Consider the following 25,673-nt stretch of genomic DNA (forward strand, 5'->3'; position numbering starts at 1 on the left):
CAGACATTAACCGTCAGGTCACGGGGGATTCGTGATCGTGAAACAGCGGAGCGCCACCATGCAGGCATGGACACCATGGCGTACACCCAGGACAGAGTCGGCGACGAGCAGCGGGGACGGCGCGGCCGGGGGCACCGCTGGCGCAGGGAGACGGTGGAACTCGCGGCGGTCTTCGCCGCCGTCGCGGCCGCCGACCTGGTCGCCAACGTCGTCGTGCACGGCCACGACGGACCGGTGCTGCTGGTCGCCTCGGCGGCGGCCATGCTCGCCACCGCGCTGTTCCGCGGCTGGCTCGCCCACCGGCACCCGCACGGTCCGCCCGGCCCCGCCGCGCCGCCGGGCGGGGACGCGATGACCCCCGCCGAGGAGTCGACCGTCCTGTGGCGGCTGCGCACCAGCGTCTCGGACGCCCCGGGCAGCCTGGCCCGGGTGTGCACGGCGCTGGCCGGGCTGCGGGTCAACATCGTCTCCATGCAGGCGCACCCGCTGCCGGACCACACCGTCGACGAGTTCATCGTCCGCGCCCCCGAGGCGCTCCCCCGCACCGAGCTGGTCGCGGCCGTCGCGGCCGGCGGCGGCTGGGACATCTGGACCGACCGGGCCGACGCCCACGAACTCGTCGACGTCCCCCGCCAGGTCCTCGCCCTGGCCACTCGCACGGCGCTGGACGCCGCCGAACTCCCGGTCGCCCTGCGCCAGTTGTTCGGACGGGCCACCATCCGGCAGTACCCGGGCCGCGGCGACGGCACCCCGGCCGGGGTGGACGGGCACCTGATGCGGCTGCCCCTCCCCGGCGGCGACCTGCTCGAACTCTCCCGGCCGCACCTCCCGTTCACGCCCACCGAGTTCGCCCGGGCCCGCGCCCTGGTCGAGCTGGACAGCGTCCTCGGCCCGCGCGTCCCCGACGTCGCGGCCCGGATCGGCCACCCGGACGGCGCCGAGCTCACCGTCCGCCGCGCCACCCCCGAGGACAAGCCCGCCGCGCTGGCCATGCACGCCCGCTGCTCCGCGGAGTCGCTGCGCCGCCGCTACCACGGCCCGGTCAAGGACGCCGACCGCTACCTCGACCACCTGCTCGACCCCCGGCACGGCCAGACCCTCGCCGTCGAGACCGCGGAGGGCCGCCTGGTCGCGCTGGCCCACCTGATGTGGGACGACGAGGGCGCCGAGATCGCCCTGCTGGTCGAGGACGCCTGGCAGCGCCGCGGCCTGGGCGTCGACCTGGTCCGCCGGATGGCCGCGCTGGCCCTGGAGGCCGGCGTCCGCACCGTCTACGCCGTCACCACCTCCGCCAACACCGGCCTGATCTCCACCATGCGCCGGCTCTCCGCCCCCCTCGACTACCAGGTCGAGGACGGCACCCTGGTCATCACCGCCCACCTGGCCGAAGCCGCCGAGAAGCTCCCCACCCCCTGGCCGACCACCCGCTGAGGAGGGGCACCGCCGACGTCCCGGCGCCCGCCGCCCCCGGCGGGCGCCTCGTCGTTCCTCCCGTCGGCGCAAGGGCTCGCACGGCAGCTTGTCGCCCCTGCTCAAGTGTGCGGGCGGGAGTCGGTAGGCTGAGCCCGTCCCCGCCGCCCGTGGGTCGTCGAACGGCCCGGGCGGTGCCGCAGCAAGGAGGAACCCCTGAGCATGCCAGGCACCGATTCGGAAGCCCCGCGCGACGCCTCGCTGCCCGCCCGCGCGAAGATCGCCGTGACGGCGGGCAAGATGGCCGCCGCGCTGTCCCAGAAGGCGGGCCGTGGCAGTGGCTCGGTGATCGGCGGCAAGGTCGCGCTCAAGCTCGACCCGGACCTGCTGGCGACCCTCACCGAGCACCTGGACGTGGTCCTGGTCAGCGCCACCAACGGCAAGACCACCACCACCCGGCTGATCGCGGAGGCGCTGCGGGCGGCCGGCCCGGTGGTCTCCAACGCGCTGGGCGCGAACATGCCGGCCGGCATCACCGGTGCGCTGGCCGGCGGCACCGGCGCCCGCTTCGGCGTGATCGAGGTGGACGAGAAGTACCTCCCGATGGTCGCCCGGGACACCCGGCCGAAGGCCATAGCGCTGCTGAACCTCTCCCGCGACCAGCTGGACCGCGCGGCGGAGACCCGGATGATGGCCGAGAAGTGGCGCGAGGGCCTCAAGGACACCGAGGCGGTGATCATCGCCAACGCGGACGACCCGCTGGTGACCTGGGCCGCCTCGTCCTGCAAGAAGGTGGTCTGGGTGGCCGCCGGGCAGGCCTGGAAGGAGGACGCCTGGTCGTGCCCGTCCTGCGGCGGCGTGATGCAGCGCCCCGGTGACGACTGGTTCTGCGGCGAGTGCGGCTTCCGCCGGCCGAACCCGCACTGGGCGCTCCAGGGCACCCACGTGATCGACCCGCACCGCGGCGCCTGGCCGATCCAGCTCCAGCTGCCGGGCCGCGCCAACCTGGCGAACGCCGCCAGCTCGGCCGCCGTCGCCGCGGTCTTCGGGGTGGCCCCGCAGGTCGCGCTGCAGCGGATGCAGTCGGTCGCGGCGGTCGCCGGCCGCTACGACGTGGTGCAGTACCGCGGCCGGGACGTCCGGCTGCTGCTGGCGAAGAACCCGGCCGGCTGGCTGGAGACCTTCTCGCTGATCGACGGCCCGCCCGCGCCGGTCGTCCTGTCGGTGAACGCGATGGACGCCGACGGCACCGACACCTCCTGGCTGTGGGACGTCGACTACGAGCGCCTGGCCGGGCACCCGATCTTCGTGATGGGCCAGCGCAAGCTCGACCTGGCGGTCCGCCTGGAGGTCGCCAACCTGCAGTTCCAGGTGGTCGACTCGCTCGCCCAGGCGGTCGACGCCGCCCCCGGCGGCCGGATCGAGGCCATCGCCAACTACACCGCCTTCCAGCAGCTGCGCAAGGCCGTGGTGGCCTGATGAGCGACCAGTACTACGGGCAGCAGCCGCAGTTCGACGGCCGGGGCCACCAGGAGCAGGGCGGCTACGGCCAGCAGCCCCCCTACGAGCAGCAGTACGACCAGTACGGGCAGCCGCAGCACCAGCAGCCGCAGCCGCAGCAGTACGGCCAGTACGAGCAGCAGCCGCCGCAGCACCAGCAGCAGCCGCCGCGGTACGAGCAGCAGCCGGCGTACGGCGACCCGCAGCAGCACCAGCAGCACCAGCAGCAGTACGGCGGGGACGCGCCGCAGCGGCCCGCGCCCCAGCAGCAGTTCGGGAGGTCTTCGAGGATGAGCGAGAGCAGCCTGCGGGTGGTCTGGGTGTACCCGGACCTGCTGTCGACGTACGGTGACCGCGGCAACGCGCTGGTGGTGGAGCGGCGGGCGCAGCAGCGCGGCCTCGGGGTGCAGCGGATCGACGTGCGCTCCGACCAGTCGGTGCCGACCAGCGGGGACATCTACCTGATCGGCGGCGGCGAGGACCGTCCGCAGCGGCTGGCGGCGGAGCGGCTGCGCAACGACGGCGGGCTGGTCCGGGCGGCCGAGAACGGCGCGATCATCTTCTCGGTCTGCGCGGGCTTCCAGATCCTGGGCCACGAGTTCGTCAACGACCTGGGCGAGCGCGAGGCGGGCCTGGGGCTGCTGGACGTGTGGACCGTCCGGGGCGAGGGCGCGCGCTGCGTCGGCGACGTGCTGGCGGACGTCGACCCGCAGCTCAACCTGCCGCAGCTGACCGGTTTCGAGAACCACCAGGGCGTCACCCACCTCGGCGAGGGCGTCACCCCGTTCGCGACCGTGCAGGTCGGCCGGGGCAACGGCACCGGCGACGGCACCGAGGGCGCCTGGCGCGACACGGTGTTCGGCACCTACCTGCACGGCCCGGTGATGGCCCGCAACCCCGCCGTCGCCGACCTGCTGATCAAGCTGGCGCTGGACGTGAACGCGCTGCCGCCGGCCGACACCACCTGGTACGACGCGCTGCGCACGGAGCGGATCGCGGCGGCGCGCCCCGCGTAGCGGGCCGGGCCGCCGGCCGCCTCGGCGCGTGTTCACCCGCGCGTAAGCCGAGGTCACGACGGTGGACGGCTGACCGCCATGTGGTCAGCCGTCCCGTCGCGGGACAACTTCATAGGAGAATAGGAGAGCCCGGGCGCAACACCCTCCTCGGCGGTCGGGTCGCAGTTACGTGTGGTGCGTCGAGGAAGCCGCCCCCGCGTCGGTTTCGGCCCGGCCGGACGCAGGAACCGTATGCTGTGCAGCAGGTCAGTTTCGGGCGTTATGCCCGATTCCCACCCACCAGTCCGGCCGTCCGATCTGCTCGGGAGTTGGCAAAGCAATGCGTATTGGTGTCCTGACCAGCGGCGGTGACTGCCCCGGCCTGAACGCCGTCATCCGTTCCGTGGTCCACCGGGGGGTGGTCGACCACGGCGACGAGATCATCGGCTTCGAGGACGGTTGGCGCGGTCTCCTGGAGGGCGTGCACCGTCCGCTGACGCTCGACTCGGTGGGCGGCATCCTCGCCCAGGGCGGCACGATCCTGGGCTCCTCGCGGGTCCAGCCCAGCCACCTGCGCGACGGTGTGGAGCGCGCCAAGCAGTACTGTGCGGACCTGGGCATCGACGCGGTGATCCCGATCGGCGGCGAGGGCACCCTGAAGGCCGCGAAGCTGATGAGCGACGCGGGCCTGCCGGTGGTCGGCGTGCCGAAGACCATCGACAACGACATCGCCTGCACCGACGTCACCTTCGGCTTCGACACCGCCGTCTCGGTGGCCACCGAGGCGCTGGACCGGCTGAAGACCACGGCCGAGTCGCACCAGCGGGTGATGGTGGTCGAGGTGATGGGCCGGCACACCGGCTGGATCGCGCTGAACGCGGGCATGGCGGCCGGCGCGCACGCCATCGTCGTGCCGGAGCGCCCGTTCCACATCGACAAGCTGACCGAGGTCGTGCGCGAGCGCTTCGACCGGCAGAAGAAGTTCGCGATCGTGGTCTGCGCCGAGGGCGCGAAGCCCGAGCCCGGCACCATGCCGTGGGAGGAGGGCACCAAGGACATGTACGGCCACGAGCGGTTCACCGGCATCGCCACCCAGCTCTCCCGCGAGCTGGAGCACCGCCTCGGCAAGGAGGCCCGCCCGGTCATCCTCGGCCACACCCAGCGCGGCGGCACCCCGACCGCGTACGACCGCGTCCTGGCCACCCGCTTCGGCTGGCACGCGGTGGAGGCCGCCCACAAGGGCGCCTTCGGCCACATCACGGCGCTGCAGGGCACCGAGATCAAGCTGGTCCCGCTGGGCGAGGCCGTGGCCGAGCTGAAGACCGTTCCGGCGGAGCGCTACCGGGAGGCCGAGACCGTCATCTGACGGTCGGTCAACCGAGCAGGACGATCCGATCATCATAAGATGATGGGCCGATGAATCACCCGTTGATCATCGGACTGTCATCCTGTGATGATCGGATCTCCGCTTTTCCGCGCCCCCCGCACCTCCCGCGCCCCGCGCACCCCGCACCACCCGGGCCGCTCACGCCCCCGCGCCGCTCGCGCTTTTCGCGCGCCCCCGGCGATAGCCTCACCGCATGGAGATCCTCGCCTACGGCGTCCTGTCCGACGAACGCCCACTGCTCCAGGCCGCCCTGGACCGGCACCGGCTGCGCATGCTGGACGTCTTCCTCACCGCCGACACCGCCCCGCTGGCCGCCGGGTCCCCGGTCGTCTCCAGCAGCGTCAACGACACCCTGGACGCCGAGGTGCTGTCGCTGCTCGCGGCCGGCGGCACCAAGCTGGTCGCCCAGCGCTCCACCGGCTTCAACAACATCGACCTGAGCGCCGCCGCCGAACTCGGCCTGACCATCGCCCGGGTCTCCTACTACAGCCCCTACGCGGTCGCCGAACACGCCTGGACGCTCGCCCTGGCCGTCAACCGCCGGCTCACCCGGGCCGCCAGCCGCTCCCGCGAGTTCGACTTCCGGCTCGACGGCCTGATGGCCCGCGACATCCACGGCATGACGGTCGGCGTGATCGGCACCGGCAAGATCGGCGAGTGCTTCGCCCGGATCGCGGCGGGCTTCGGCACCGAGCTGCTCGGCTGGGACATCGCCGAGAACCCCGCCTGCCGGGAGCTCGGCATGACCTACGCCGAACTGCCCGAACTCCTCTCCCGCGCCGACCTGGTGAGCCTGCACGTGCCCCTGCTGCCGGCCACCCACCACCTGATCGACGCCGCCGCGCTGGCCCGGATGAAGGACGACGCGATCCTGGTCAACTCCAGCCGGGGCGGGCTCGTCGACAGCGCCGCCCTGGTGGAGACCCTGCGCGCCGGGCGCCTCTCCGGCGTCGGCCTCGACGTCTACGAGGAGGAGACCGGCGTCTTCTTCACCGACCAGTCCATCCAGGGCATCACCGACGACACCCTGGCCCGCCTGGTCTCCTTCCCGCAGGTCCTGGTCACCAGCCACCAGGCCTACTACACCCGCACCGCCGTCGGCCAGATCATCGACGCCACCGCCCGCAACATCGACGACTTCGCCGCCGGCCGGAGCAGCGAGAACGTCCTGGTGCCCGAGTCCACGGGCTGACGCCGCGACCGCCGCCCCGGTGGCCGGGGCGGCGGTGCGGGCGGCCCGGCCACCGGGGTCGGGCGGGCCGCTCAGCCCCAGGGCTGGGCGGTCAGCCAGCTGGTGTCGGCGGCCCAACTGGTGGTGTTGTCCCAGGTGTTGGTGCCGCCGTTGGAGGCGATGTAGGCGGTGTACTCGAAGTGCCGCAGGTACTTCGAGGGGAAGTTGGCGGACCGGAAGGACGTGCCCGTCCCGCTGTTGCCCGCGGTCGGGCAGAAGGTGGCGTCCTGGGCGAACGGGGCGCCGCCGTCGTCCGCGCTCAGCCGCAGCCGGTAGTCGTAGTGCCGCAGGAACCGGCCCGGCCGGTCGGCCGACTCGAAGGTGAGGCAGTTGCCGTCGGCGAGCCCGGCCCGGACGATCCAGGTGGCGTCGGCCTTGAGGGCGGCCGGGCTGGTCGAGGAGACGGCCGAGATGCCGACGCCGTCGTCCCCGTCGTGGTGGGTGAGGTAGTCGCCGGTGCAGCAGGCGGTGGTGGCCTTCAGCGAGACCCGCGAGCCGGGGGTGAGCGTGCCGGTGGAGGTGGCGGCGCTGCTGTAGCCCGCGGCGGCGATGTTGGCCTGGACGGCGTTCTCGGTGGCGTCGCTCGGGTAGCCGGAGGTCATCACGCCCTCGTAGAAGGTGCCCGCGGAGGCCTTGCTGTTGTCGCCGCCGATGCCGAGGATGATCGCGCCCTCCTTGTGCATCGGGTGGTAGCCGGAGGCGTTGGGCCGCGCCCCGCTGTAGTAGGTGGACAGGCCGCCGGACTGCGCGTTGCCGCCGCGGATGGCCCACAGGTTGGGGGCGCCCTTGACGACCGCGGTCAGGAAGCGGTGGCCGACGGACGGGTCGCCCGCGTTGTAGCCGCGGTTGACGCCGGAGAACAGGCCGTTCTCCAGGTCCGCCATGATCCACGGGCCGGTGCCGCTCCCGGAGCCCCAGTAGGTGCTGTCGCCGAAGTAGATCGCCTCCATGTGGCCGTTGCCGGTGTCGAGGTTGTTGGTCTCGGCGTTGCCGTAGTCGAAGCAGCAGCCGCCGTTGTAGTGGGTGCCGTCGAGGACGGCGTACATGCCCTCGGGCTGGTCGCCGGTGGCGATCCCGTGGGTGTTGTTGTTGCGGTAGCCGGTGCCGGGCGCGACGTACACGCCGTACGCCTTGTGGCCGCCGACGGTGACGGGGGCCTCGACGGCGTTGGCCAGGTTGTCGGGCCCGGGGGCCGCGCCCCCGCCGGGGGCCCGGGTGAGGTGGTTGCCCCGGCCGGACTGGTCGTACAGGACGCTGATCAGACAGCTGGTGCCGGCGCAGAAGGCGTCCTGCGCGGCGGCGTTGGCGTACCCGCCGGCACTGAGCACGCCGATGTCCCGGGTGGCGCCGTCCGAGGCGCGTTGGACCTGGTAGAGCGCGCCGCCGTACGCGCCGTACAGGGCCCTGGTGGTGGAGTGCGCGGCGACGCACGGCGTGCCGCCGGCCGCGTAGAGGTCGCACGGGCCCTGGGTGGCGGCCTGCGAGGGCGCGGTCGAGCCGACGAGGAGGCCGGCGGTCAGCGCGGCCGTCGCGCCGATGGCCAGGAGGGTCCGCCGGGCATGGCGGAGCAGGGGGCGGAGTGCCACGGGAAGCTCCTTCGCGGGTGGGGAGGAGTCATTGTGAGCGCTAACAATTCGGCCTGCGCGGAGGCACGGCGAAGCCCCGAGGAAGGGGTTGAGCGGCTCACCTCAAGTGGCACTCACTATCCCGAGCCGGTGACGGGACGTCAATACACCGCGAACGGGACACTTCCGCGCGGTCGGATCCCTGGACAGCCCCGGCGCGGCGCGGCTATAAACGTGGCACCCGTCGCCGGCAGGGGGTGACGGGCTCTTCCGCCCGTTCGCGGCGCCGTGCTCCGGCCATTTTTGTTAGCGCTAACACCAGAGTCGGCGCGCGGACGCGGCCCTCCCCCACCCACGGAAGGACCGGATCCCGCCATGTCTCCTCCTCCCCCGCCCCCTCCTCCCCCGCACCTGAACCGCCGCGGCCTGCTCAAGGCCACCGGCGCGCTCGCCCTCGTCCCCGCCGTCGGCCTGACCGCGGCGGCCGGCCCCGCGGCGGCGGCCGCGGTCGGCTCCTCGACCCGGCCGTTCGACCTCGGGCAGGTCCGGCTCACCGCCGGCCGGCTGCGCGAGAACCAGGACCGCACCCTGGCGTACCTGCGTTCCGTCGACGTCGACCGGCTGCTGTACAACTTCCGCGCGAACCACCGGAGGTCCACCAACGCCGCTGCGGCGAACGGCGGTTGGGACGCCCCGGGGTTCCCGTTCCGCACCCACGTGCAGGGGCACTTCCTGTCCGCGTGGGCCCAGGCGTACGCGGGGCTGGGTGACACCGTCTGCCGCGACAAGGCCGCGGCCGTGGTGGCCGGGCTGGCCGACTGCCAGGCCAACAACGCCGCCGCGGGGTTCTCCGCCGGGTACCTCTCGGGCTTCCCCGAGAGCGACTTCGCCCAGTTGGAGGCCGGCACCCTCAAGAACGGCAACGTGCCCTACTACTGCGTCCACAAGACCATGGCCGGGCTGCTCGACGTGTGGCGGCTGACCGGCAACACCCAGGCCCGGGGCGTCCTGCTGGCCATGGCCGACTGGGTCGACCGGCGCACCGGCGCGCTGTCGCAGAGCCGGATGCAGGCGCTGCTGGGCACCGAGTTCGGCGGCATGAACGAGGTGCTGGCCGACCTGCACCTGGAGACCGGGGACGCCCGCTGGCTGGCGGTCGCCCAACGCTTCGACCACGCCGCCGTGTTCGACCCGCTGGCGGCCGGCCAGGACCAGCTGAACGGATTGCACGCCAACACCCAGGTGCCCAAGTGGATCGGCGCCGTCCGCACCTACCTGGCGACCGGCACGGCCCGCTACCACGACATCGCCGCCCGGGCCTGGACCTTCTGCACCGGCGCGCACAGCTACGCCATCGGCGGGAACAGCCAGGCCGAGCACTTCCGTCCGCCGCACGCGATCGCCTCCTGGCTGACCGACGACACCTGCGAGCTGTGCAACTCGTACAACATGCTCAAACTCACCCGCGAGCTGTGGCAGTTGGACCCCGGGCGGGCCACGTACTTCGACTTCTACGAGCGCGCCCTGCTCAACCACGTCGTCGGCGCGCAGAACCCGGCCGACCCGCACGGGCACGTCACCTACTTCACCCCGCTGAAGCCGGGCGGCCGGCGCGGCGTCGGCCCGGCCTGGGGCGGCGGGACGTGGAGCACCGACTACGACTCCTTCTGGTGCTGCCAGGGCACCGGCCTGGAGTCGAACACCAAGCTGGCGGACTCCGTCTACTTCCGCGACGGCACCACCCTGATCGTGAACCTGTTCGTGCCCACCGTCCTCAGCTGGGCCGAGCGCGGCCTCACGGTCACCCAGACCACCTCGTTCCCCGCCGAGGACACCACCACGATCAAGGTGACCGGCGGCACCGGCGACACCTGGTCGATGCGGATCCGGATCCCGTCCTGGACGTCCGGGGCGACCCTGAGCGTCAACGGCACCGTGCAGGACACCGCCGCCGCGCCCGGGAGCTACGCCGTCCTCACCCGGGCCTGGGCCTCCGGCGACACGGTGACCGTCCGGCTGCCCATGCGCGTCGCGCTCGCGCCCGCCGACGACGCCCCGGACGTCGCCGCGGTGACCTACGGCCCGGTCGTGCTGTGCGGGAACTACGGCAGCACCGCCCTCGCCGCGCTCCCGGTGCTGGACCCGGCCTCGATCAGCCGGACCGGCACCACCGGCCTCGCCTTCCGCGCGAGCGCCGACGGCGCGCCCGTCACCCTGGGGCCGTTCCACGACGCGCAGGGCTTCAACTACACCGTGTACTGGAAGACCGGGAGCGGCGGGTTCCGCCTGCTCAACGCGGGCAGCGGACTGGTGCTCGGCGTGCGGGACATGTCCACCGCGGACGGCGGGCAGGCCCTGCAGTGGGCCGACAGCGGCACCGCCGACCACGACTGGGGGCTGCTCGTCGACGGCTCCGCGCTGCGCCTGCGCAACGCCAACAGCGGCAAGGTCCTGGGCGTGCGGGACATGTCCGCGGCCGACGGCGCCGCCGTGCTCCAGTGGGCGGACAACGGCACCGCCGACCACCGGTGGACCGTCGTCGAGGCGCCCGGCGGCGGGCACGGCCTGCGCAACGCCAACAGCGGCAAGCTGCTCGGCACCGCCGGCGGCTCCACCGCCCAGGGCGCCCTCGCCGTGCAGGTCCCGGACACCGCCGCGCCGACCAGCCGGTGGTGGTTCGTCCCGACCGGCGCCCGGCGGATCCGGAACGCGGCCACCGGGCTGGTGCTCGGCGTCCTCAACATGTCGGGGGCGGACGGCGCCCAGGTGATCCAGTGGGGCGACAACGGCACCGCGGACCACCTGTGGACCTCGGTGGTCGACTCCGGCGGCTACCTGCGGCTGCGGAACTCCGGCAGTGGGAAGGTCCTCGCCGTGGCGGGCGGCGCCACCGCCAACGGCTCCCGGATCGTCCAGTGGGCCGACGACGGGGCCGCGGACCACCGGTGGCGCCTGCGGTACGGCGGCGGTGACGCTTTCCGCATCCAGTCCGCCGTCAGCGGCCGCGTCCTCGGCGTCTCCGGGGCGTCCACCGCCCAGGGGGCCCAGGTCGTGCTGGGGGACGACGACGGCGCTCCCGACCACCTCTGGCGCTTCCTCTGACCGGCCTCCCGCGGGGGCACCCGGCCCTCGCGGGACCTTGCCGTCGCGGGGGCGCTCACCGGGGCGGGGTAAGCGCCGCTTAGGCTGGGGCCCGAACGAAACCGGACCAAACCGGACCGGGCCACACCGGGCCGCCCGGCGCCGCCGCTCGGGCGGCGCCGGGCGGCATGGACGAAAGCGGGGCCGCCCGATGGGCGACGGCATGACGGGGATGCACCACCACGGAGGCGGACCACTCCCCCCCTTCTCCTTCTCCCGCGCCCTGGAGTGGTCGCCGGACTGGCCCTACCTGGTGTTCTGCGCGCTCGCCCTCGGCCTGTACCTGGCGGGGGCGGTCCGGCTGTGGCGGCGCGGCGACAAGTGGCCGGTCGGCCGGGTGCTCGCCTGGACGGCCGGCGTCGGCACGGTGCTGCTGGTCACCAACACCGGTCTGAACGACTACGGCATGGTGCTGTTCAGCGCGCACATGATGCAGCACATGGTGCTCTCCATGCTGTCGCCGATCCTGCTGCTGCTGGGCGCCCCGATCACCCTCGCGCTGCGCTCCCTGCGCCCGGCCCGCAAGGGCAGCGGGAAGGGGCCGCGCGAGCTGCTGGTGGCCCTGCTGCACTCCACCTACGTGCGGATCGTCTCGCACCCGGCGTTCACCATCCCGGCGTTCATCGCCAGCCTGTACGTGCTGTACTTCACGCCGCTGTTCGACTTCCTGATGCAGTACCGGATCGGGCACCTGGCGATGATGCTGCACTTCCTCGCCGTCGGCATGCTGTTCTTCTGGCCGATCATGGGCGTCGACCCCGGCCCGAACCGGCCCGGCTTCGTGATGCGGATCATCGAGCTGTTCATGGGCATGCCGTTCCACGCGTTCTTCGGCGTCGCGGTGATGATGGCCTCCGGGCAGCTGGTCTCCACCTTCAGTGCCGAGATGGCGCCGCTGGGCACCAACCTGCACGACGACCAGCAGTTGGCCGGCGGCATCACCTGGGCGTTCGGCGAGATCCCGACGGCGATCGTGCTGATCGCGCTGACCCTGCAGTGGGCCAAGTCCGAGGAGCGGCAGGCCCGCCGCCGCGACCGGGCCGCGGACCGGGACGGCGACGCCGAGCTGGTGGCGTACAACCAGTACCTGGCCTCGCTCGACCGGGCCGCCAACCGCACGGCGGGCTGAGCCCCGTCCTGCCTGCACGTGCACGCCGAACCGCCCGGGACGACCCACCGTTCCGGGCGGTTCGGCGTTCCGAGCGGTGCGGGGGTAGCGAGCGGTGCGTCAGCCGATGCCCTGGCGGTCGGGGGCGAGGGCGAAGGCGCGGTTGTCCTCGTCGCGGACGGACTCGGCGACGGCGCGGGTGAGCAGGTGGCGCTGGAGCAGCAGCGGGGGACGGCGCGGTTCGGGGGTGATCCGGAGCAGGTCGTCGAGGGCGGCGATCAGGCGGCGGGTGACCTGGGGCTGGCCGGCGCCGCAGATCCGGATCTCGGTGAACGCCAGGTCGACGGTGGCCTCCCAGCCCGGCACCGGCTGGACCAGCCGGACGGCGCCGTCCTTGTCGCGGTGGCGCAGCTCGCCGAGCGGGACGGGGGCGAGGACGGCGAGCAGCTGGTGGATCCGGTCGACGGCCTGGACGGCGGTGGTGGGATCGTTGACGGCGGGCGACAGGGCGCGGATGGCGATGTCGACGAGCTGGCGGAAGCCGAACCCGAGGTCCTGGTGCATGGTGCGGTCGACGCCGACGTTCAGCGCGGTGGTGATCCGGCGCGGCCGGGGCGGGGTGCCGCCGGCCACCACCACGGTGGGGGTGCCGGGGGCGATGAAGTCGCCGATCCGGGGCACCAGGTAGAGCACCGTGTCGTGCCGCCGGGCGACCCGGAGCAGCCAGCGGATGTTGACGTCCCGCAGCACGCCGCCGCGTCCCTCGTGCAGCAGGGTCGGCCCGCTGACCGGCGCGCCGGGCGTCGGGCCGGTCTCGGGGGCCAGCCAGCGGTAGTCCTGCAGCACCTGCAGCGTCTCCCGGGTGACCCGGTCGATGACGTGCGGTACCCGCAGCAGGCGCATCGTCGCCTGCACGTACAGCACGAACAGGGCCAGGCTGAGCATCACCATCGCGAGCGCGACGACGGTGGAGACGATCGGCACGGACACCGCGCGGGACGGGTCGGTGGTGTCGTCGTAGCCGAGCTGGACGAGCAGGGTGTAGACGAAGGTGGCCAGGCAGGTCGCGAAGGTCGCCTTGATCAGGCGGCTGCGGACGTACAGGCGCAGCACCCGGGGGCTGAACTGGCTGGCGCCCATCTGCAGCGAGACCAGGGAGATCGAGAAGACCACGCCGATGAACGTCAGCATCGCCGAACTGACCGTGGAGACCACGCTCTTGGCGGCCGAGCTGAACGAGAGCAGGGTGTCGGCGGTCTGCGCGGCGGACGCCTCGGCGAAGATCTCCCGGTCCAGCAGGTCGGTCAGGCCGGCCAGCAGCACCGCGCCGACGCAGGTCAGTAGCGGGGCGAACCAGAACGCCTCGCGCAGGTGCTCGCGCAGCGGCGAGAGGGCACGGTAGCGCGGGCGCCGACGGGGGCGCGGACGGTCGGCGGACCAACCGTTGCCGCCCTGCCCGTCGCCGCCCCCGCCGACCTGTCCGCCGCCCCGCTCGCTGCTCATCGGGCCAGGCTAGCCGCGGGGGGCGGCCGGGCCGGGGAGGGACGCGGTGCGCGTCGGGAGGGGTGCGGTGATCCGCCGACGGGTAGGTCGCACGGCAACCGGACGGTGTCCGAACCGTCCCGGGTGAGAGGAGCGGGCATGGACGCCGAGCTGCAGAAGGTCGTCACCGGGCTGGAGGAGAGCCGGACGAGGCTCCGGGAGGGCGCGCTGACGCCGCTGCGGGCCCGCCGCGAGACCGTCCCGGCGGCGGACGAGCACCGGCTGCTGGGGGCGCTCGCCGAGCTGGTGGAGTCGATGCAGGAGCTCACCGAGATCGCGGGCGACCGCCGCCACACCCCCGGCACGGGGCTCGCCATGACGCGGGTGACCGATCGGCTCGGCACCGCCGCCGGGATGCTGCGCGAGGCCGAGCGGCGGGCCGGGGAGAACGCCTGACCGTTCCCGTCCCCGTCCCCGTCGGCCGGGGCGGCCGCCGGGGCGGGCCCCGGCGGTGGCCGGTCGGGTCAGGGGCCGACCGGGAGGAGGGTGCCGCCGGTGAGGCGGAGCAGTTCCTCGGCGGTGGTGGGGAACACCGCGTGCGGGGTGCCGGCGGCGGCCCAGAGGCGGGGGTAGTCGGTGAGGGCCTGGTCGACGACGGTGGGCAGCGGGCGGGGGTGGCCGACCGGGGCGACGCCGCCGATCGCCTGGCCGGTGGCCTCGCGGACCTGCTCGGGGGTGGCGCGGCGCAGCGGGCCGCGCCCCCAGCGGGCGGCGAGGGCGGTGGTGTCGACGCGGTGGCGGCCGCTGGTGAGGACGAGGACGGGCTCGCCGTCGGAGACGAAGACCAGGCTGTTGGCGATCGCGCCGACCTCGCAGCCGAGCGCGGCGGCCGCCTCGGCGGCGGTGCGGGCGGAGTCGGCCAGGACCCGGACGGTGCCGGTGGCCCCGGCGGCGGCGAGGGCGTCCGCGACCCGGGCGGTGCGGACGGGGAGGGCGGTGGTGGTGGTCGGTTCCACGGGGGCTCCTCTGGAGGGTCTTCGTTCCGCACATGGAACGTTCCGTGTGTGGAACGATAGACCGCATGCGAGCAACGGATCAAGCGGATTCACCGGCCACCGCTCCGACGGGCACCTCGTCGACGGGGCCCGCCCCGGCGGCGAGCGCCGAACTCTCGGCCCGGGTCGGCCTGCGAGTGCGGGAGCTGCGCACGGCCCGAGGCCTCTCGCTCTCCGAGCTGGCCCGCCGCTCGGGCCTCGGCAAGGCCACCCTGTCGGGCCTGGAGGCGGGCACCCGCAACCCGACCCTGGAGACGCTGTACGCGCTCACCACCGCGCTCGGCCTGCCGCTGAGCGCCGCGCTCCAGGCCCCCGAGCAGGCCGCCCGGGAGGCCGCGACCGGACGGGCGCTGGAGGAGCAGCGGGCGGCGGCACGGGCCGGCGGCCCCGGGCCGACCGGGCCGACCGGGCTGACCGGACTGACCGGGCAGGTGCTGGACGCGGTGCTGCTGGAGCGGTTCGAGGATGCGGCGGCGGTGTCGGAGACCTACCGGATCCGGATCCGGCCGGGCGGGGCGCGGCGTTCGGCCGCGCACCCGCCGGGGACGGTGGAGCACCTGGTCGTGCTGTCGGGCACCGCGCTGGTCGGCACCGCGACGGACCCGGTCACGGTCGGTCCGGGCGGCCACCACGCCTGGGCGGCGGACGTGCCGCACCACTACGAGGCGGTGGGTCAGGACGTCGAGGCGGTGCTGGTGGTGCGCCACCCGCACGGATGAGGGCGGTGCGCGGACGGCGGGGGTGAGCCGTCAGCCGATCGGCACCTGCGGCCGGACCGCCTGGGCGTAGACGGTGTCGGTGGCCCGGTCGAACCGGACGGACGCGCTCTCGGCGTGCGCCGTCCCGACGTGGCCGGGGGCGGTCTCCCAGGCCGCGCCGGCCGGGGCGAAGGCGGCCAGCGCGTGCGGGGCGCGGCCGTCGGCGACGGGGCGGTCGTGGTCCCGGACGGGCAGCGGCCCGGCCGGTTCGGTCCCACGGCCGAGCAGCAGTCCGGCGACCGCCCCGGCGGGCAGCCGCAGCAGCGCGTACACCGAGGCGTCGCCGGCCCGCAGCGGCGGGTGGGCGGGGCCGGGGCCCTCCAGGACCCAGTGCGCCTGCTCGATCGGCCCGAAGCGGTCGAACAGTCGGGCCATCGGGTCGGTCTCGGTGCGCACGCCGCTGGAGACGTAGCTCGAACCGGTCTCCTCCAACTGCCGCTCGTTGTCGACCCGTTCGCCCACGCTGCTGTCGCTCGGCAGCGCCACCGCGAGGGCGGCGCCGAGCACGCGCGGGCCGACGGCGACGCCGACCGCTCCCGCCAGGCCGATTCCCAGCAGCGTCCGTCGTCTCATCGCGCCTCCCGCGTGCGGTGGTTCGGACCTCTCCCCCCAGGACCGCCGGGTCGCCCGGTCGGTTCCGCCCGGCCGCGGGAGGATCCGGACCGGGCGGACCCGCCGCCGGGGCCGGGGTGTTGGTCATGGCGGGGGCGGCGTGCGATCCTCGGCGGTCGACACGACGGAAGGCGGGGGTCGGGATGGCGGGTTGGGCGGCGCGGACGGTGGTCGGCGCGGGGGTGGAGCTGCACTGCCGGGACTGGGCGGGGGACCCGGCGGGGCGGCCGGTGCTGCTGCTGCACGGGCTGGCGGGGCACGCGGGCGAATGGGACGCGCTGGCGGGGGCGCTGGCGCCCGGGCGCCGGGTGGTGGCGGTCGACCAGCGCGGGCACGGGCGCTCCACCCGCCGTCCGGCGAGCGTGGACCGGGCCGCGTACGTCGCCGACGTGCTCGCCGTCGCGGACGGGCTCGGGCTGGAGCGGCCGCTGCTGGTCGGGCAGTCGCTCGGCGGGCACACCGCGCTGCTGGCCGCCGCCGCGCACCCGGACCGCTTCGGTGCACTGGTGCTGGTGGAGGCCGCCGCCGGACGGAACCCGGACGGCCCCGAGCAGGTCGGCGGGATGCTGCGCGGCTGGCCGCTGCCGTTCCCGGACCGGGCGGCGGCGGTCGGCTTCTTCGGCGGCGGCCCGGTCGGCGAGGCCTGGGCGGACGGGCTGGAGCGGCGGCCGGACGGCTGGTGGCCGCGCTTCGACGTGGAGTCGATGGTCGCCTCGCTGGCCCCGTTGACCGCCCGCGACCACTGGGACGACTGGGCGGCACTGACCTGCCCGACCCTGCTGGTGCTCGGCCAGAACGGCATCATCCCGCCGGCCGAGGTCGGCCGGATGCTGGCGCTGCGCCCCGAGGTCCGCGCGGTCAGCCTGCCGGGCACCGGCCACGACCTGCACCTGGAGCGGCCGGCCGAACTGCACCGCCTGATCGCCGAGTTGCTGGACGACGTGGCGCCCGGAACCTCCCCCTGAGTCCACCCTCCTCCGGCCGGGCCACCGGCACAGGACCGCGATCTCACCGGGCGGAACCGCAGACCCGCTCCCGTGGCCGCTCCCGACACCGGGCCGGAACGGGAGGAGCGGAGCACGGACCCCACGGACCCGCCCGGCGCCCTGCGCCGCGCCCCGTGGATCGGCGGCGCGCAGTGGGCCGGCCAGAGCACCGTCGCGGAACTGGCGGCCCGGGACCGGCCGGTGGCCGAGGACGCGGTGCGGGCGGGCCGGAGGCGCCGGTTAGGAGAGCAGCAGGCTTGCCTGCGGGAAGCGTTCGCCGGGCAGCGGGGCGCGCAGGGTGCGGGCGTTCTCGGTGAAACCGGACCGGCGGAGGAGTGCGGCGAGGGTGTCGACCGGCCAGCGGTGGGCGGTGGCCACCTTGTGGTCGAAGGGGACCGGGCGGTCGGTGTCGCCGAGCGCGGGGTCGGCGGCGAAGAAGCCGGTCAGCAGCAACCCGTCCGGGGCCAGCACGCGACGCAACTCGGCGAGTACGGCCGGGAGTTCGGTTGGTGGCAGGTGGATCAGCGAGTAGCGGGCGAGGATCGCGCCGAGGCTGCCGTCGGCGAGCGGGAGCGCCGCCAGCGTGCCGCGCAGGAAGGGCAGGCGCGGCCGGTCGCGGCGGGCCTGGGCGAGCATCCCGGCCGAGAGGTCCAGCCCGAACGCGCGGGCGCCGAGCCCGGCGAGCAGCTCGGTCGCCTCCCCCGGTCCGCAGCCGAGGTCGCCGACCGGCAGCCCGCGCACCGCCACCGCGGGCGCCGCGACCAGCCGCCGGATCGCGGCCGACTCCTGTTCCTTGCCCGCGAGTTCGCCCCGGAAGAGGCCGGCGTACAGCTCCGCCACCGCGTCGTACGCCGCCCCGACCCCACCGTCCGTCATCGCCGTCCCCGTCCCCGTCCCCGTTCGCGTCTCCGCCGTGCTGAGGGTCCCAGCCAACCACAGGGGTCGCCGGGCTGGACTCGGACGGCTGTCGGGGCGGGCCGGGGCGAAAACCTGTTGCGGGTGGGGCGGGCGGGGTGTCTAGACTCCGGGCATGGCCGTCGTAGCGATCCCTCGCCGATTTACCGGCCCCCCGGCTCCCGATGGGTGCCGCAGGGGGCGGGTTCCGTCGCGCCGGTAGGGAGTTCGCGTCCGGCGGAGCGGGTCGGCCCCGGTGGCGGGTCGTGCCCAGGGGCCGGGGGGTGTGGTGTTCCCCCTCGTTCGTCCCTTCCGCTCTGGCCCGGAGGCCGCCATGTCCCGCTCCCCCGTCCGTCACCTGTCCGCCGAGCAGCTCGCCCGTGACCTCGCCGTCCGCGACCTGACCGACCCGGCGGCCGGTCCGCACGCCCTGCAACTGCTCGTCGAGCGCGCCGCGACGGCGCTGGCCGAACACTGGTCCTGCCCGGTGCGGGTGCACCGGGGCGAGCGCACGGTGACCGTCGCCGACAACTACGACCACCTCAACTACCGTACGGACGACGTCACTCGGGACGCCCGCTACACCCGGTACGTCGACGACCGGCGGATGCTGCGCAGCCACTCCAGCGCGCTGGTGCCGGGCGCGCTGCGGGCGCTGGCGGCCGAGGGGGCGGGTGCGCCGGAGAGCGTGCTGCTGGTCTGCCCCGGCGTGGTGTACCGGCGCGACAGCATCGACCGGCTGCACAGCGGCACCCCGCACCAACTGGACCTGTGGTACCTGACCCGCCGCCCGTCCCCGGCCGGTCCGGAGGACCTGACCGGGATGATCGCGGCGCTCGCGGACGCGCTGCTGCCGGGCGCGGCGTACCGCACCGAGGAGCGCGTCCACCCGTACACGCTGGCGGGGCGGCAGGTGGACGTCGCGGCGGGCGGGGACGGCGCGTGGGTGGAGGTCGCCGAGTGCGGGCTCGCGCACCCCGAGGTGCTGGCCGGGGCCGGGCTGGGGCCCGGGTGGAGCGGGCTGGCGCTCGGCATGGGGCTGGACCGGGTGCTGATGCTGCTCAAGGGCGTCCCGGACATCCGGCTGCTGCGCTCCGCCGTGCCCGCGGTCGCCGCCCAGCTGACCGACCTCACCCCGTACCGGCCGGTCTCGGCACTGCCCGCGGTCCGGCGTGACCTGTCGGTGGCGGTGGACGGCGCCGACCTCGCCGAGGACCTCGGCGACCGCGTCCGGGACGCCCTGGGGGCGGACGCCGAGTGCGTGGAGAGCGTCGAGATCCTCACCGCCACCCCCTGCCGCGACCTCCCGCCGCAGGCCCTGGCCCGCCTCGGCGCCCGCCCCGACCAGCAGAACCTGCTGGTCAAGGTGGTCCTGCGCCCGCTGGGGAGCACCCTCACCGACGCGGAGGCCAACGCGCTGCGCGACCGCGTCTACGCGGCCCTGCACCAGGGCACGGCGCACCAGTGGGCCGCCACCCCCTGAGCGCGGGGCGGGGGCGGCGCGCGGGAGCACTGTCGCATCAGACGGGCGCGGGGTGGGAATCCAGCCATTGACCGGCGGACCACCCCGCGCCGGCCGAACCCACCGAGGAGGGGCACCGTGGCACCGCAGAAGGCTCCGTCCGGCAAGCCGACCGGGATGGGCGGGGCGCCCCCGCCCCCGCCCGGCCCGGCCAACCCCCCTCCCCCGCACGGGAAGTGACCCGGCCCCCGTTCAGCGCCCGTAGCGGGCGACGCGCTCCCGTAGGGCGGCCTTCACCTGCGGCCACTCGTCGTCGGTGATCGAGAAGATCGCCGCGTCCCGCAGGGCGCCGTCCTCGCCGGGGGCCCAGGAGCGCGACCAGTTGCGCAGGACGCCCTCGAAGCGGGCGCCGACCGAGGCGATCGCGGCGCGGGAACGCGCGTTGCGGGCGTCGGTCTTGAGGTCGACCCGGCGGACGTTCCACTGCTCGAAGGCGTGCCGGAACAGCAGCAGCTTCGACTCGGCGTTGATGCCGGTGCCCTGCGCGGAGGCCGCGAGCCAGGTGAAGCCGACCTCGACGGCGTACAGCACGTCGGTGTCGGGCAGGGTGCGCGGCTCCCAGAAGGAGGTCGCGCCGACGGCCCGGCCGGTGGCCAGCGAGATCTGCGCGTACGGGGCGAGCCGGCCGGTGGCGACGCGTCCGTGCTGGGTGGCGATGTAGTCGGCGACCTCGTCGGCGCGCGGCACCCAGGTGAACCCGTAGCTGTCGCGGCTCTCCTCCGCCGCCCGCGCCAGCTCGGCCGCGTGCCGCTGCTCCAGCGGCTCCAGCCGTACCCGGGTGCCCTCCAGCACGGGGCCCTCCAGCCGGTACACCATGTCCGCTCCGTCCGCTCGGGATCCGTTCGGGATCTTCGTCGGCAGCAGCGAACCGGCCGGACTGACGCGGCGTCAACGGGTTTTCACCCCGTGGACGCCGGGGTGCGACCGGGAGCGGCGGGGTGCGGGGGGTGAACCGTCAGGCTTCGGGGGCGAGTTGGGCGAGGGTGGCGAGGAACTCGGTCTCGGCGGCGGTCTTGTCGAGGCCGAGGGAGGTGAGGATGCCGTCGCCGGCCTCGTGCTCGATCAGGGCGAGCAGGAGGTGCTCGGTGCCGACGTAGTTGTGGCCGAGGCGGAGGGCCTCGCGCATGGTGAGCTCCAGGGCCTTCTTGGCGCCGGCGTCGTAGGAGACGAGGTCGGGGGCGTCCTCGACGGCGGGCGGGAGGGCGGCGAGGGCGGCCTCCCGGACGGTGTCGAGCGGGACGCCGCTGGTGACGAGGTAGGCGGCGGCGAGGCCCTCGGGTTCGGCGAGCAGGCCGAGCACCAGGTGCTCGGTGCGGACCTCGTCGTTGTGCGCGTCCTTGGCGGCCTGGTGGGCGGCCATCACCACGTTGCGGGCGCGCGGGGTGAAGCGGTTGAAGCCCTGGGCGGTGTCGATCTCGGTGACCTCGCCCGGGTCCTTGGGGACGAAGCGCTTCTGGGCGGCCTGGCGGGTGACGCCCATGCTGCGGCCGATGTCGGTCCAGGACGCGCCGGAGCGGCGGGCCTGGTCGACGAAGTGGCCGATCAGGTGGTCGGCGACGTCGCCGAGGTGGTCGGCGACCAGCACCGCGTTGGTCAGCTGGTCGAGTGCTTCGGGGTACGACTTCTTGATGCCCTCGATCAGGTCGTCGAGCCGGACGGAGGGCTTCTTCGATCCACTGGTGTCAGCCATGAGGCAACCTTAGGTTGACAGTCGGAGGGGTGTCAACCTCGCGTTGACACCCCTCCGGGCGGCCGGTTCCTACCCGCCGGTAGGTGGTGTTTCGGCCGAGTTCACCCACCCGCCGCCCGCTGTCTTGTCCGCGTCACACGGGCCCGAGTTGACTGCACAACACCGACCGCCCCTCACCCTCGGAGCCTCCGTGTCCGCTCGCCGTGCCGCCCGCGCCGCCGCCGTGCTCGCCGCCGCCGCAACCCTGTTGACGTCCACTCAGAGCCTCGCGCACGCCGAGACCGCGCCGGCCGCCGTCGCCCCGCTGGACGTGCTCAGCTACAACACCTTCCTGATGAGCACCTCGCTGTACCCGAACTGGGGCCAGGCGCAGCGCGCCCAGGCCATCGCGGGCGCGGACTTCTTCCAGGGCCACGACGTGGTGGTCCTGCAGGAGGCGTTCGACAACGCGGCCTCGGACGCGCTGGCGGCGAAGGCGTCCGCCGCGTACCCGTACCGCACGCCGGTGGTGGGCCGCTCGACCTCCGGGTGGGACGCGACGTCCGGCAGCTACAGCGGCTCGACGCCGGAGGACGGCGGGGTGCTGCTGCTGAGCAGGTGGCCGATCCTGCGCAAGGAGCAGTACGTGTTCAAGGACGCCTGCGGGGCGGACTGGTGGTCGAACAAGGGGTTCGTCTACGCGCAGATCAATGTGAACGGGCAGCTCACCCACGTGGTCGGCACGCACCTGCAGTCCACCGACCCGGGCTGCGCGAGCGGGCAGGCCGCCGACGTCCGGGCGAAGCAGCTGCAGGCGGTGCGGGCGTTCCTGGACGCCAAGCGGATCCCGGCGGGCGAGCCGATCGTGCTGGCGGGCGACCTGAACGTGGACTCGCACGGCGGCGAGTACCCAGCACTGCTGGCCAACGGCAACCTGGCTCCGGCGACGGCGCGCACCGGCTGGGCGAACTCCTTCGACACCGTCGACAACTCGATCGCGGCCTACCGGTACCCGGGCGAGCCGAAGGAGGACCTGGACTACGTGCTGTACCGGGCCGACCACGCCCGCCCGCAGCAGTACACCAACACGGTGCACCGGTTCCACAGCGCGCCCTGGACGGTGAGCAGTTGGGGCACCTCGTACACGTACACCGACCTGTCGGACCACTACCCGCTGCTGGCGGGCTGAGCGGACCGACCCCGACCCCGGTGCCGGCACCGGGGTCGGGGTCGGGGTCGGGGCTACTGGCGGGGCTGGGCGAAGCGGACCATGTTGCCGGCCGGGTCGCGGAAGGCGCAGTCGCGGACGCCGTAGGGCTGGTCCATCGGCTCCTGGAGCACGTCGGCCCCGGTGGCGCGGACCTTCTCGAAGGTGGCGTCACAGTCGGGGGTGCGGAAGTTGACGGCGCGCAGCAGGCCCTTGGCGAGCAGTTCGGCGGCGGCCTGACGGTCGGCGTCGGTGGCGCCGGGGTCGGCGACCGGGGGTTCGAGCACGACCTCGACGTCCGGCTGGGCGGCCGAGCCGAGGGTGACCCAGCGCATCCCCTCGAAGCCGACGTCGTTGCGCACCTCCAGGCCGAGCGCGTCCCGGTAGAAGCCGAGCGCGGCGTCGTGGTCGTCGACGGCGATGAAGCACTGCGAGAGCTTGATGTCCATGCCTCCGACGCTACTGATCCGCGGTGCCGGGCGCTTCTCCGTTCCTGATCTCCTGCCCGGAGGCCTGCTCGGGCGCCTGCCCGGGCGCCTGCCCGGGCGCCTGTCGCGGCCGGCCGGTGTCGGTGCCGCGGATCGGCCGGGTCAGGTACATCGCGACGCAGGCGGTGATGTGTTCGGCGGCGCTGTGGTCGCGGGCCCGGTAGGCGCTGGGGCTCTCGCCGACGAGTTCGGTGAACCGGGTGCTGAACGAGCCCAGCGAGGTACAGCCGACGGCCATGCAGACGTCGGTGACGGACAGGTCGCCCCGGCGCAGCAGGGTCTTGGCGCGTTCGATCCGGCGGGTCATCAGGTAGCTGTACGGGGTTTCGCCGTACGCGGTGCGGAAGCTGCGCTGGAAGTGGCCGACGGACATCAGGGCGACCTTGGCGAGGGCGGCGACGTCCAGCGGTTCGGCGTAGTCGCGGTCCATGGTGTCGCGGGCCCGGCGGAGGCGCTTGAGGTCGTCGATCTGCACGGTGCCCAGGGTAGTCCTGTGGTCGGACAATCATCAGAGGATGATTCGATCATCCTCCTCCCGTTCGTCACATTTCTTCCTCCGCGCGGCATTTGGGTGAGTTCGGGGCGGGTCGGAGGCCCGCTCGTGCGCGCTCCGCTGCTAGCTTTTGAGTCACGCGAGGGAGCCTGGTGGAGTGGCCGAGAGGCGAGGCAGCGGCTTGCAGGGCCGCGTACATAGGTTCGATTCCTGTCTCCACCTCCTCGCTCCCCTCGATGTCCGCCCCCGCCCGGTTGGCCGGGCGGCAGTCGAGGAGGGAGTGGCCAGATGGCCATCGCCACCGTCAATCCGGCCGACGGCCGTACCGTCGAGGTCTTCGATCCGCTGGACGAGGCCGCCTTGGAGCGCCGGCTGGCCCGCGCGCAGTCGGCGTTCGAGTCCTGGCGGCTGACCACCTTCGCGCACCGCGCCGAGCTGATGCACCGGGCCGCGGAGCTGCTGGAGCAGGCGAACGAGCAGGTCGCCCGGACCATGACGCTGGAGATGGGCAAGCCGCTGGCGCAGGCCCGGGCCGAGGCGGCGAAGTGCGCGAAGACGATGCGCTGGTACGCGGACCGGGCCGAGGAGCTGCTGGCCGACGAGCACCCGGCGGCGGCGGACGTCACGGACTCGGGCGGGGTGTCGGCGTACGTGCGGTACCGGCCGCTGGGGCCGGTGCTGGCGGTGATGCCGTGGAACTTCCCGTTCTGGCAGGTGGTGCGGTTCGCCGCGCCCGCCCTGATGGCGGGCAACGTGGGCCTGCTCAAGCACGCCTCGAACGTGCCGCGCACCGCGCTCGCGCTGGAGGAGCTGTTCGCCCGCGCCGGTTTCCCGCAGGGGTGCTTCCAGACCCTGCTGATCGGCTCGGCCTCGGTGGAGGCGGTGATCCGGGACGAGCGGATCGCGGCGGTGACGCTGACCGGCAGCGAGGGCGCGGGCCGGTCGGTGGCGGCGGTCGCCGGTGACGAGGTGAAGAAGACGGTGCTGGAGCTGGGCGGCAGCGACCCGTTCCTGGTGCTGCCCTCGGCGGACGTCGCGGCGGCGGCCGAGAAGGCGGTGACGGCCCGGGTGCAGAACAACGGGCAGTCCTGCATCGCCGCGAAGCGCTTCATCGTGCACACGGACGTGTACGAGGAGTTCCTGGCCGCGTTCACCGCGCGGATGCGGGCGCTGACGGTCGGCGACCCGGCGGCGGAGGACACCGAGGTCGGCCCGCTGGCCACCGAGCAGGGCCGCACCGACCTGGAGGTGCTGGTCGCGGACGCGATCGGGCACGGCGCGTCGGTGGCCTGCGGCGGGGGCCGGCCGGACGACCCGGCGCTGGCGGACGGCTGGTACTACCTGCCGACCGTGCTGACCGGGGTGACCCCCCGGATGCGGATCCACCACGAGGAGGCGTTCGGCCCGGTCGCCACCGTCTACCGGGTCGCCGACCTGGACGAGGCCGTCGCCGTCGCCAACGACTCGCCGTTCGGCCTGAGTTCCAACGTCTGGACCACGGACGACGCGGACCGCGAGCGGTGCGTGCGCGACCTGCGGGCGGGCGGGGTCTTCTTCAACGGGATGACCGCCTCGCACCCGGCGTTCCCCTTCGGCGGGACCAAGCGCTCCGGTTACGGGCGGGAGCTGTCCGGTCACGGCATCCGCGAGTTCTGCAACATCACCACGGTGTGGTCCGGCAGCTGAACCGCTCCGTTCCGCGCACGGAACGCCACGGGACGGCGCTGGACGCCACGGGGCGGCGCTGAACGCCGCTGGACGCCACGGAACGCCGGGGCCGGTCGGGAGAACGCTTCCCGGCCGGCCCCGGCGCCTTACCGGCACGGGGGTGGGCCGGTCAGGCGTGGCGCGGATGGGCGTGGCGCGGGTGGGCGCGCTCGTGGCGGCCGACGAACTGGGCCGCGAACGCGATGACGGTGACGGCCCACACCACCGAGCAGACGACCAGCAGCCAGGCCAGGTCGGTCTGCGCGGCGACCAGGGCGAGGCCCAGCGACAGCGCGAGCAGGAAGACCAGCGAGGAGTTGTGCTTGGCGGTCAGCCAGGCGGCGAATCGACGGAACGCACCGGTTCTCGGCGCTCCGGCAGGCGTTCCGGCGGGCGTCGCGGCAGTCGCCCCGGTAGCGGTCGCGGACATCGCTCTCACCTCCGCAGAGTTCGGCGTCGGTTC

Annotated in this window: 23 protein-coding genes and 1 tRNA gene; 14 read left to right on the forward strand and 10 right to left on the reverse strand. The window is 74.2% G+C overall.

Annotated features, from left to right (window positions below; genetic code table 11):
* Window positions 1-66 precede the first annotated feature (66 nt).
* From ACZ3J7_RS14580 to ACZ3J7_RS14600, 5 genes are all read left to right on the forward strand, one after another.
* Window positions 67-1,431: a GNAT family N-acetyltransferase gene (locus ACZ3J7_RS14580; RefSeq protein WP_465620455.1), complete on the forward strand. Its 1,365-nt coding sequence runs from the start codon at window positions 67-69 to the stop codon at window positions 1,429-1,431.
* A 201-nt stretch (window positions 1,432-1,632) separates the two neighbouring features.
* On the forward strand, window positions 1,633-2,889 hold the full coding sequence (locus ACZ3J7_RS14585) for a MurT ligase domain-containing protein (protein WP_465620457.1): 1,257 nt from the start codon (window positions 1,633-1,635) through the stop codon (window positions 2,887-2,889).
* Between the two features lie 311 nt (window positions 2,890-3,200).
* A complete protein-coding gene (locus ACZ3J7_RS14590; protein WP_465620556.1) occupies window positions 3,201-3,926 on the forward strand; it encodes a type 1 glutamine amidotransferase in 726 nt (241 codons plus the stop codon).
* A gap of 319 nt (window positions 3,927-4,245) precedes the next feature.
* Complete coding sequence (locus ACZ3J7_RS14595; RefSeq protein ID WP_033218933.1) at window positions 4,246-5,271, forward strand: 6-phosphofructokinase; 1,026 nt, start codon at window positions 4,246-4,248, stop codon at window positions 5,269-5,271.
* A 214-nt stretch (window positions 5,272-5,485) separates the two neighbouring features.
* Window positions 5,486-6,484, forward strand: a complete 999-nt coding sequence (locus ACZ3J7_RS14600; RefSeq protein WP_465620459.1) for a 2-hydroxyacid dehydrogenase — start codon at window positions 5,486-5,488, stop codon at window positions 6,482-6,484.
* A 71-nt stretch (window positions 6,485-6,555) separates the two neighbouring features.
* Here ACZ3J7_RS14600 and ACZ3J7_RS14605 read toward each other — a convergent pair whose 3' ends face one another.
* Window positions 6,556-8,109, reverse strand: coding sequence for an alpha-L-arabinofuranosidase B (locus tag ACZ3J7_RS14605; protein ID WP_465620461.1), 1,554 nt, complete (start codon window positions 8,107-8,109; stop codon window positions 6,556-6,558).
* A 354-nt stretch (window positions 8,110-8,463) separates the two neighbouring features.
* On the opposite strand from ACZ3J7_RS14605, the gene ACZ3J7_RS14610 reads away from it, so the two are divergent.
* Both ACZ3J7_RS14610 and ACZ3J7_RS14615 read left to right on the forward strand, forming a co-directional pair.
* Entirely contained in the window at window positions 8,464-11,190 is a 2,727-nt protein-coding gene (locus ACZ3J7_RS14610; protein ID WP_465620463.1) for a beta-L-arabinofuranosidase domain-containing protein, read from the forward strand.
* Window positions 11,191-11,401: 211 nt separating this feature from the next.
* Window positions 11,402-12,358 carry a cytochrome c oxidase assembly protein gene (locus ACZ3J7_RS14615; protein ID WP_465620465.1) on the forward strand — a complete coding sequence of 319 codons (957 nt, stop codon included), beginning with the start codon at window positions 11,402-11,404 and terminating at the stop codon, window positions 12,356-12,358.
* A gap of 99 nt (window positions 12,359-12,457) precedes the next feature.
* On the opposite strand, the gene ACZ3J7_RS14620 is transcribed toward ACZ3J7_RS14615, so the two are convergent.
* A complete protein-coding gene (locus ACZ3J7_RS14620; RefSeq protein WP_465620467.1) occupies window positions 12,458-13,840 on the reverse strand; it encodes a DUF2254 domain-containing protein in 1,383 nt (460 codons plus the stop codon).
* A 138-nt stretch (window positions 13,841-13,978) separates the two neighbouring features.
* Here ACZ3J7_RS14620 and ACZ3J7_RS14625 point away from each other — a divergent pair, with 138 nt between their 5' ends.
* Complete coding sequence (locus tag ACZ3J7_RS14625) at window positions 13,979-14,275, forward strand: hypothetical protein (protein ID WP_465620469.1); 297 nt, start codon at window positions 13,979-13,981, stop codon at window positions 14,273-14,275.
* Between the two features lie 68 nt (window positions 14,276-14,343).
* Here ACZ3J7_RS14625 and ACZ3J7_RS14630 read toward each other — a convergent pair whose 3' ends face one another.
* Window positions 14,344-14,835, reverse strand: a complete 492-nt coding sequence (locus ACZ3J7_RS14630) for a YbaK/EbsC family protein (RefSeq protein ID WP_465620471.1) — start codon at window positions 14,833-14,835, stop codon at window positions 14,344-14,346.
* 65 nt (window positions 14,836-14,900) lie between these two features.
* Here ACZ3J7_RS14630 and ACZ3J7_RS14635 point away from each other — a divergent pair, with 65 nt between their 5' ends.
* Window positions 14,901-15,593 carry a helix-turn-helix domain-containing protein gene (locus tag ACZ3J7_RS14635; protein ID WP_465620473.1) on the forward strand — a complete coding sequence of 231 codons (693 nt, stop codon included), beginning with the start codon at window positions 14,901-14,903 and terminating at the stop codon, window positions 15,591-15,593.
* 30 nt (window positions 15,594-15,623) lie between these two features.
* Here ACZ3J7_RS14635 and ACZ3J7_RS14640 read toward each other — a convergent pair whose 3' ends face one another.
* Entirely contained in the window at window positions 15,624-16,205 is a 582-nt protein-coding gene (locus ACZ3J7_RS14640; protein ID WP_465620475.1) for a hypothetical protein, read from the reverse strand.
* A gap of 182 nt (window positions 16,206-16,387) precedes the next feature.
* Between ACZ3J7_RS14640 and ACZ3J7_RS14645 the strand changes: the two genes are divergently transcribed.
* Complete coding sequence (locus tag ACZ3J7_RS14645; RefSeq protein ID WP_465620477.1) at window positions 16,388-17,209, forward strand: alpha/beta fold hydrolase; 822 nt, start codon at window positions 16,388-16,390, stop codon at window positions 17,207-17,209.
* A gap of 261 nt (window positions 17,210-17,470) precedes the next feature.
* Here the strand turns inward: ACZ3J7_RS14645 and ACZ3J7_RS14650 are convergent, their stop codons facing one another.
* Complete coding sequence (locus ACZ3J7_RS14650; RefSeq protein WP_465620479.1) at window positions 17,471-18,106, reverse strand: class I SAM-dependent methyltransferase; 636 nt, start codon at window positions 18,104-18,106, stop codon at window positions 17,471-17,473.
* 352 nt (window positions 18,107-18,458) lie between these two features.
* On the opposite strand from ACZ3J7_RS14650, the gene srmL reads away from it, so the two are divergent.
* Entirely contained in the window at window positions 18,459-19,607 is a 1,149-nt protein-coding gene (srmL, locus tag ACZ3J7_RS14655) for a PheS-related mystery ligase SrmL (RefSeq protein ID WP_465620482.1), read from the forward strand.
* A gap of 231 nt (window positions 19,608-19,838) precedes the next feature.
* On the opposite strand, the gene ACZ3J7_RS14660 is transcribed toward srmL, so the two are convergent.
* Window positions 19,839-20,462 carry a GNAT family N-acetyltransferase gene (locus ACZ3J7_RS14660; protein ID WP_465620486.1) on the reverse strand — a complete coding sequence of 208 codons (624 nt, stop codon included), beginning with the start codon at window positions 20,460-20,462 and terminating at the stop codon, window positions 19,839-19,841.
* A gap of 139 nt (window positions 20,463-20,601) precedes the next feature.
* Window positions 20,602-21,336, reverse strand: coding sequence for a Clp protease N-terminal domain-containing protein (locus tag ACZ3J7_RS14665; RefSeq protein WP_465620489.1), 735 nt, complete (start codon window positions 21,334-21,336; stop codon window positions 20,602-20,604).
* Window positions 21,337-21,526: 190 nt separating this feature from the next.
* Between ACZ3J7_RS14665 and sph the strand changes: the two genes are divergently transcribed.
* Entirely contained in the window at window positions 21,527-22,504 is a 978-nt protein-coding gene (sph, locus tag ACZ3J7_RS14670; protein ID WP_465620493.1) for a sphingomyelin phosphodiesterase, read from the forward strand.
* Window positions 22,505-22,557: 53 nt separating this feature from the next.
* On the opposite strand, the gene ACZ3J7_RS14675 is transcribed toward sph, so the two are convergent.
* Together ACZ3J7_RS14675 and ACZ3J7_RS14680 are read right to left on the reverse strand one after the other, a co-directional pair.
* The gene (locus ACZ3J7_RS14675) at window positions 22,558-22,971 is read right to left on the reverse strand and encodes a VOC family protein (RefSeq protein WP_465620495.1); all 414 of its coding nucleotides are present in this window, start codon (window positions 22,969-22,971) and stop codon (window positions 22,558-22,560) included.
* A 10-nt stretch (window positions 22,972-22,981) separates the two neighbouring features.
* The gene (locus tag ACZ3J7_RS14680) at window positions 22,982-23,440 is read right to left on the reverse strand and encodes a helix-turn-helix transcriptional regulator (RefSeq protein WP_465620558.1); all 459 of its coding nucleotides are present in this window, start codon (window positions 23,438-23,440) and stop codon (window positions 22,982-22,984) included.
* 214 nt (window positions 23,441-23,654) lie between these two features.
* Between ACZ3J7_RS14680 and ACZ3J7_RS14685 the strand changes: the two genes are divergently transcribed.
* Both ACZ3J7_RS14685 and ACZ3J7_RS14690 read left to right on the forward strand, forming a co-directional pair.
* Window positions 23,655-23,725, forward strand: a tRNA-Cys gene (locus ACZ3J7_RS14685).
* A gap of 66 nt (window positions 23,726-23,791) precedes the next feature.
* The gene (locus ACZ3J7_RS14690) at window positions 23,792-25,189 is read left to right on the forward strand and encodes an NADP-dependent succinic semialdehyde dehydrogenase (RefSeq protein ID WP_465620497.1); all 1,398 of its coding nucleotides are present in this window, start codon (window positions 23,792-23,794) and stop codon (window positions 25,187-25,189) included.
* Window positions 25,190-25,340: 151 nt separating this feature from the next.
* On the opposite strand, the gene ACZ3J7_RS14695 is transcribed toward ACZ3J7_RS14690, so the two are convergent.
* Window positions 25,341-25,640 (reverse strand): hypothetical protein, encoded by a 300-nt coding sequence (locus ACZ3J7_RS14695; RefSeq protein ID WP_465620499.1) that lies wholly within the window; start codon window positions 25,638-25,640, stop codon window positions 25,341-25,343.
* Between the last annotated feature and the right edge of the window lie 33 nt (window positions 25,641-25,673).

The sequence above is a fragment of the Kitasatospora sp. NPDC015121 genome (assembly GCF_055562955.1).

Coding starts and splice junctions, on each gene's coding strand:
- ACZ3J7_RS14580 (WP_465620455.1), top strand. CDS start 67: ATGGACACCATGGCGTACACCCAGGACAGAGTCGGCGACGAGCAGCGG.
- ACZ3J7_RS14585 (WP_465620457.1), top strand. CDS start 1,633: ATGCCAGGCACCGATTCGGAAGCCCCGCGCGACGCCTCGCTGCCCGCC.
- ACZ3J7_RS14590 (WP_465620556.1), top strand. CDS start 3,201: ATGAGCGAGAGCAGCCTGCGGGTGGTCTGGGTGTACCCGGACCTGCTG.
- ACZ3J7_RS14595 (WP_033218933.1), top strand. CDS start 4,246: ATGCGTATTGGTGTCCTGACCAGCGGCGGTGACTGCCCCGGCCTGAAC.
- ACZ3J7_RS14600 (WP_465620459.1), top strand. CDS start 5,486: ATGGAGATCCTCGCCTACGGCGTCCTGTCCGACGAACGCCCACTGCTC.
- ACZ3J7_RS14610 (WP_465620463.1), top strand. CDS start 8,464: ATGTCTCCTCCTCCCCCGCCCCCTCCTCCCCCGCACCTGAACCGCCGC.
- ACZ3J7_RS14615 (WP_465620465.1), top strand. CDS start 11,402: ATGCACCACCACGGAGGCGGACCACTCCCCCCCTTCTCCTTCTCCCGC.
- ACZ3J7_RS14620 (WP_465620467.1), bottom strand. CDS start 13,840: ATGAGCAGCGAGCGGGGCGGCGGACAGGTCGGCGGGGGCGGCGACGGG.
- ACZ3J7_RS14625 (WP_465620469.1), top strand. CDS start 13,979: ATGGACGCCGAGCTGCAGAAGGTCGTCACCGGGCTGGAGGAGAGCCGG.
- ACZ3J7_RS14635 (WP_465620473.1), top strand. CDS start 14,901: ATGCGAGCAACGGATCAAGCGGATTCACCGGCCACCGCTCCGACGGGC.
- ACZ3J7_RS14640 (WP_465620475.1), bottom strand. CDS start 16,205: ATGAGACGACGGACGCTGCTGGGAATCGGCCTGGCGGGAGCGGTCGGC.
- ACZ3J7_RS14645 (WP_465620477.1), top strand. CDS start 16,388: ATGGCGGGTTGGGCGGCGCGGACGGTGGTCGGCGCGGGGGTGGAGCTG.
- ACZ3J7_RS14650 (WP_465620479.1), bottom strand. CDS start 18,106: ATGACGGACGGTGGGGTCGGGGCGGCGTACGACGCGGTGGCGGAGCTG.
- srmL (WP_465620482.1), top strand. CDS start 18,459: ATGTCCCGCTCCCCCGTCCGTCACCTGTCCGCCGAGCAGCTCGCCCGT.
- ACZ3J7_RS14660 (WP_465620486.1), bottom strand. CDS start 20,462: ATGGTGTACCGGCTGGAGGGCCCCGTGCTGGAGGGCACCCGGGTACGG.
- ACZ3J7_RS14665 (WP_465620489.1), bottom strand. CDS start 21,336: ATGGCTGACACCAGTGGATCGAAGAAGCCCTCCGTCCGGCTCGACGAC.
- ACZ3J7_RS14675 (WP_465620495.1), bottom strand. CDS start 22,971: ATGGACATCAAGCTCTCGCAGTGCTTCATCGCCGTCGACGACCACGAC.
- ACZ3J7_RS14680 (WP_465620558.1), bottom strand. CDS start 23,440: ATGGACCGCGACTACGCCGAACCGCTGGACGTCGCCGCCCTCGCCAAG.
- ACZ3J7_RS14690 (WP_465620497.1), top strand. CDS start 23,792: ATGGCCATCGCCACCGTCAATCCGGCCGACGGCCGTACCGTCGAGGTC.
- ACZ3J7_RS14695 (WP_465620499.1), bottom strand. CDS start 25,640: ATGTCCGCGACCGCTACCGGGGCGACTGCCGCGACGCCCGCCGGAACG.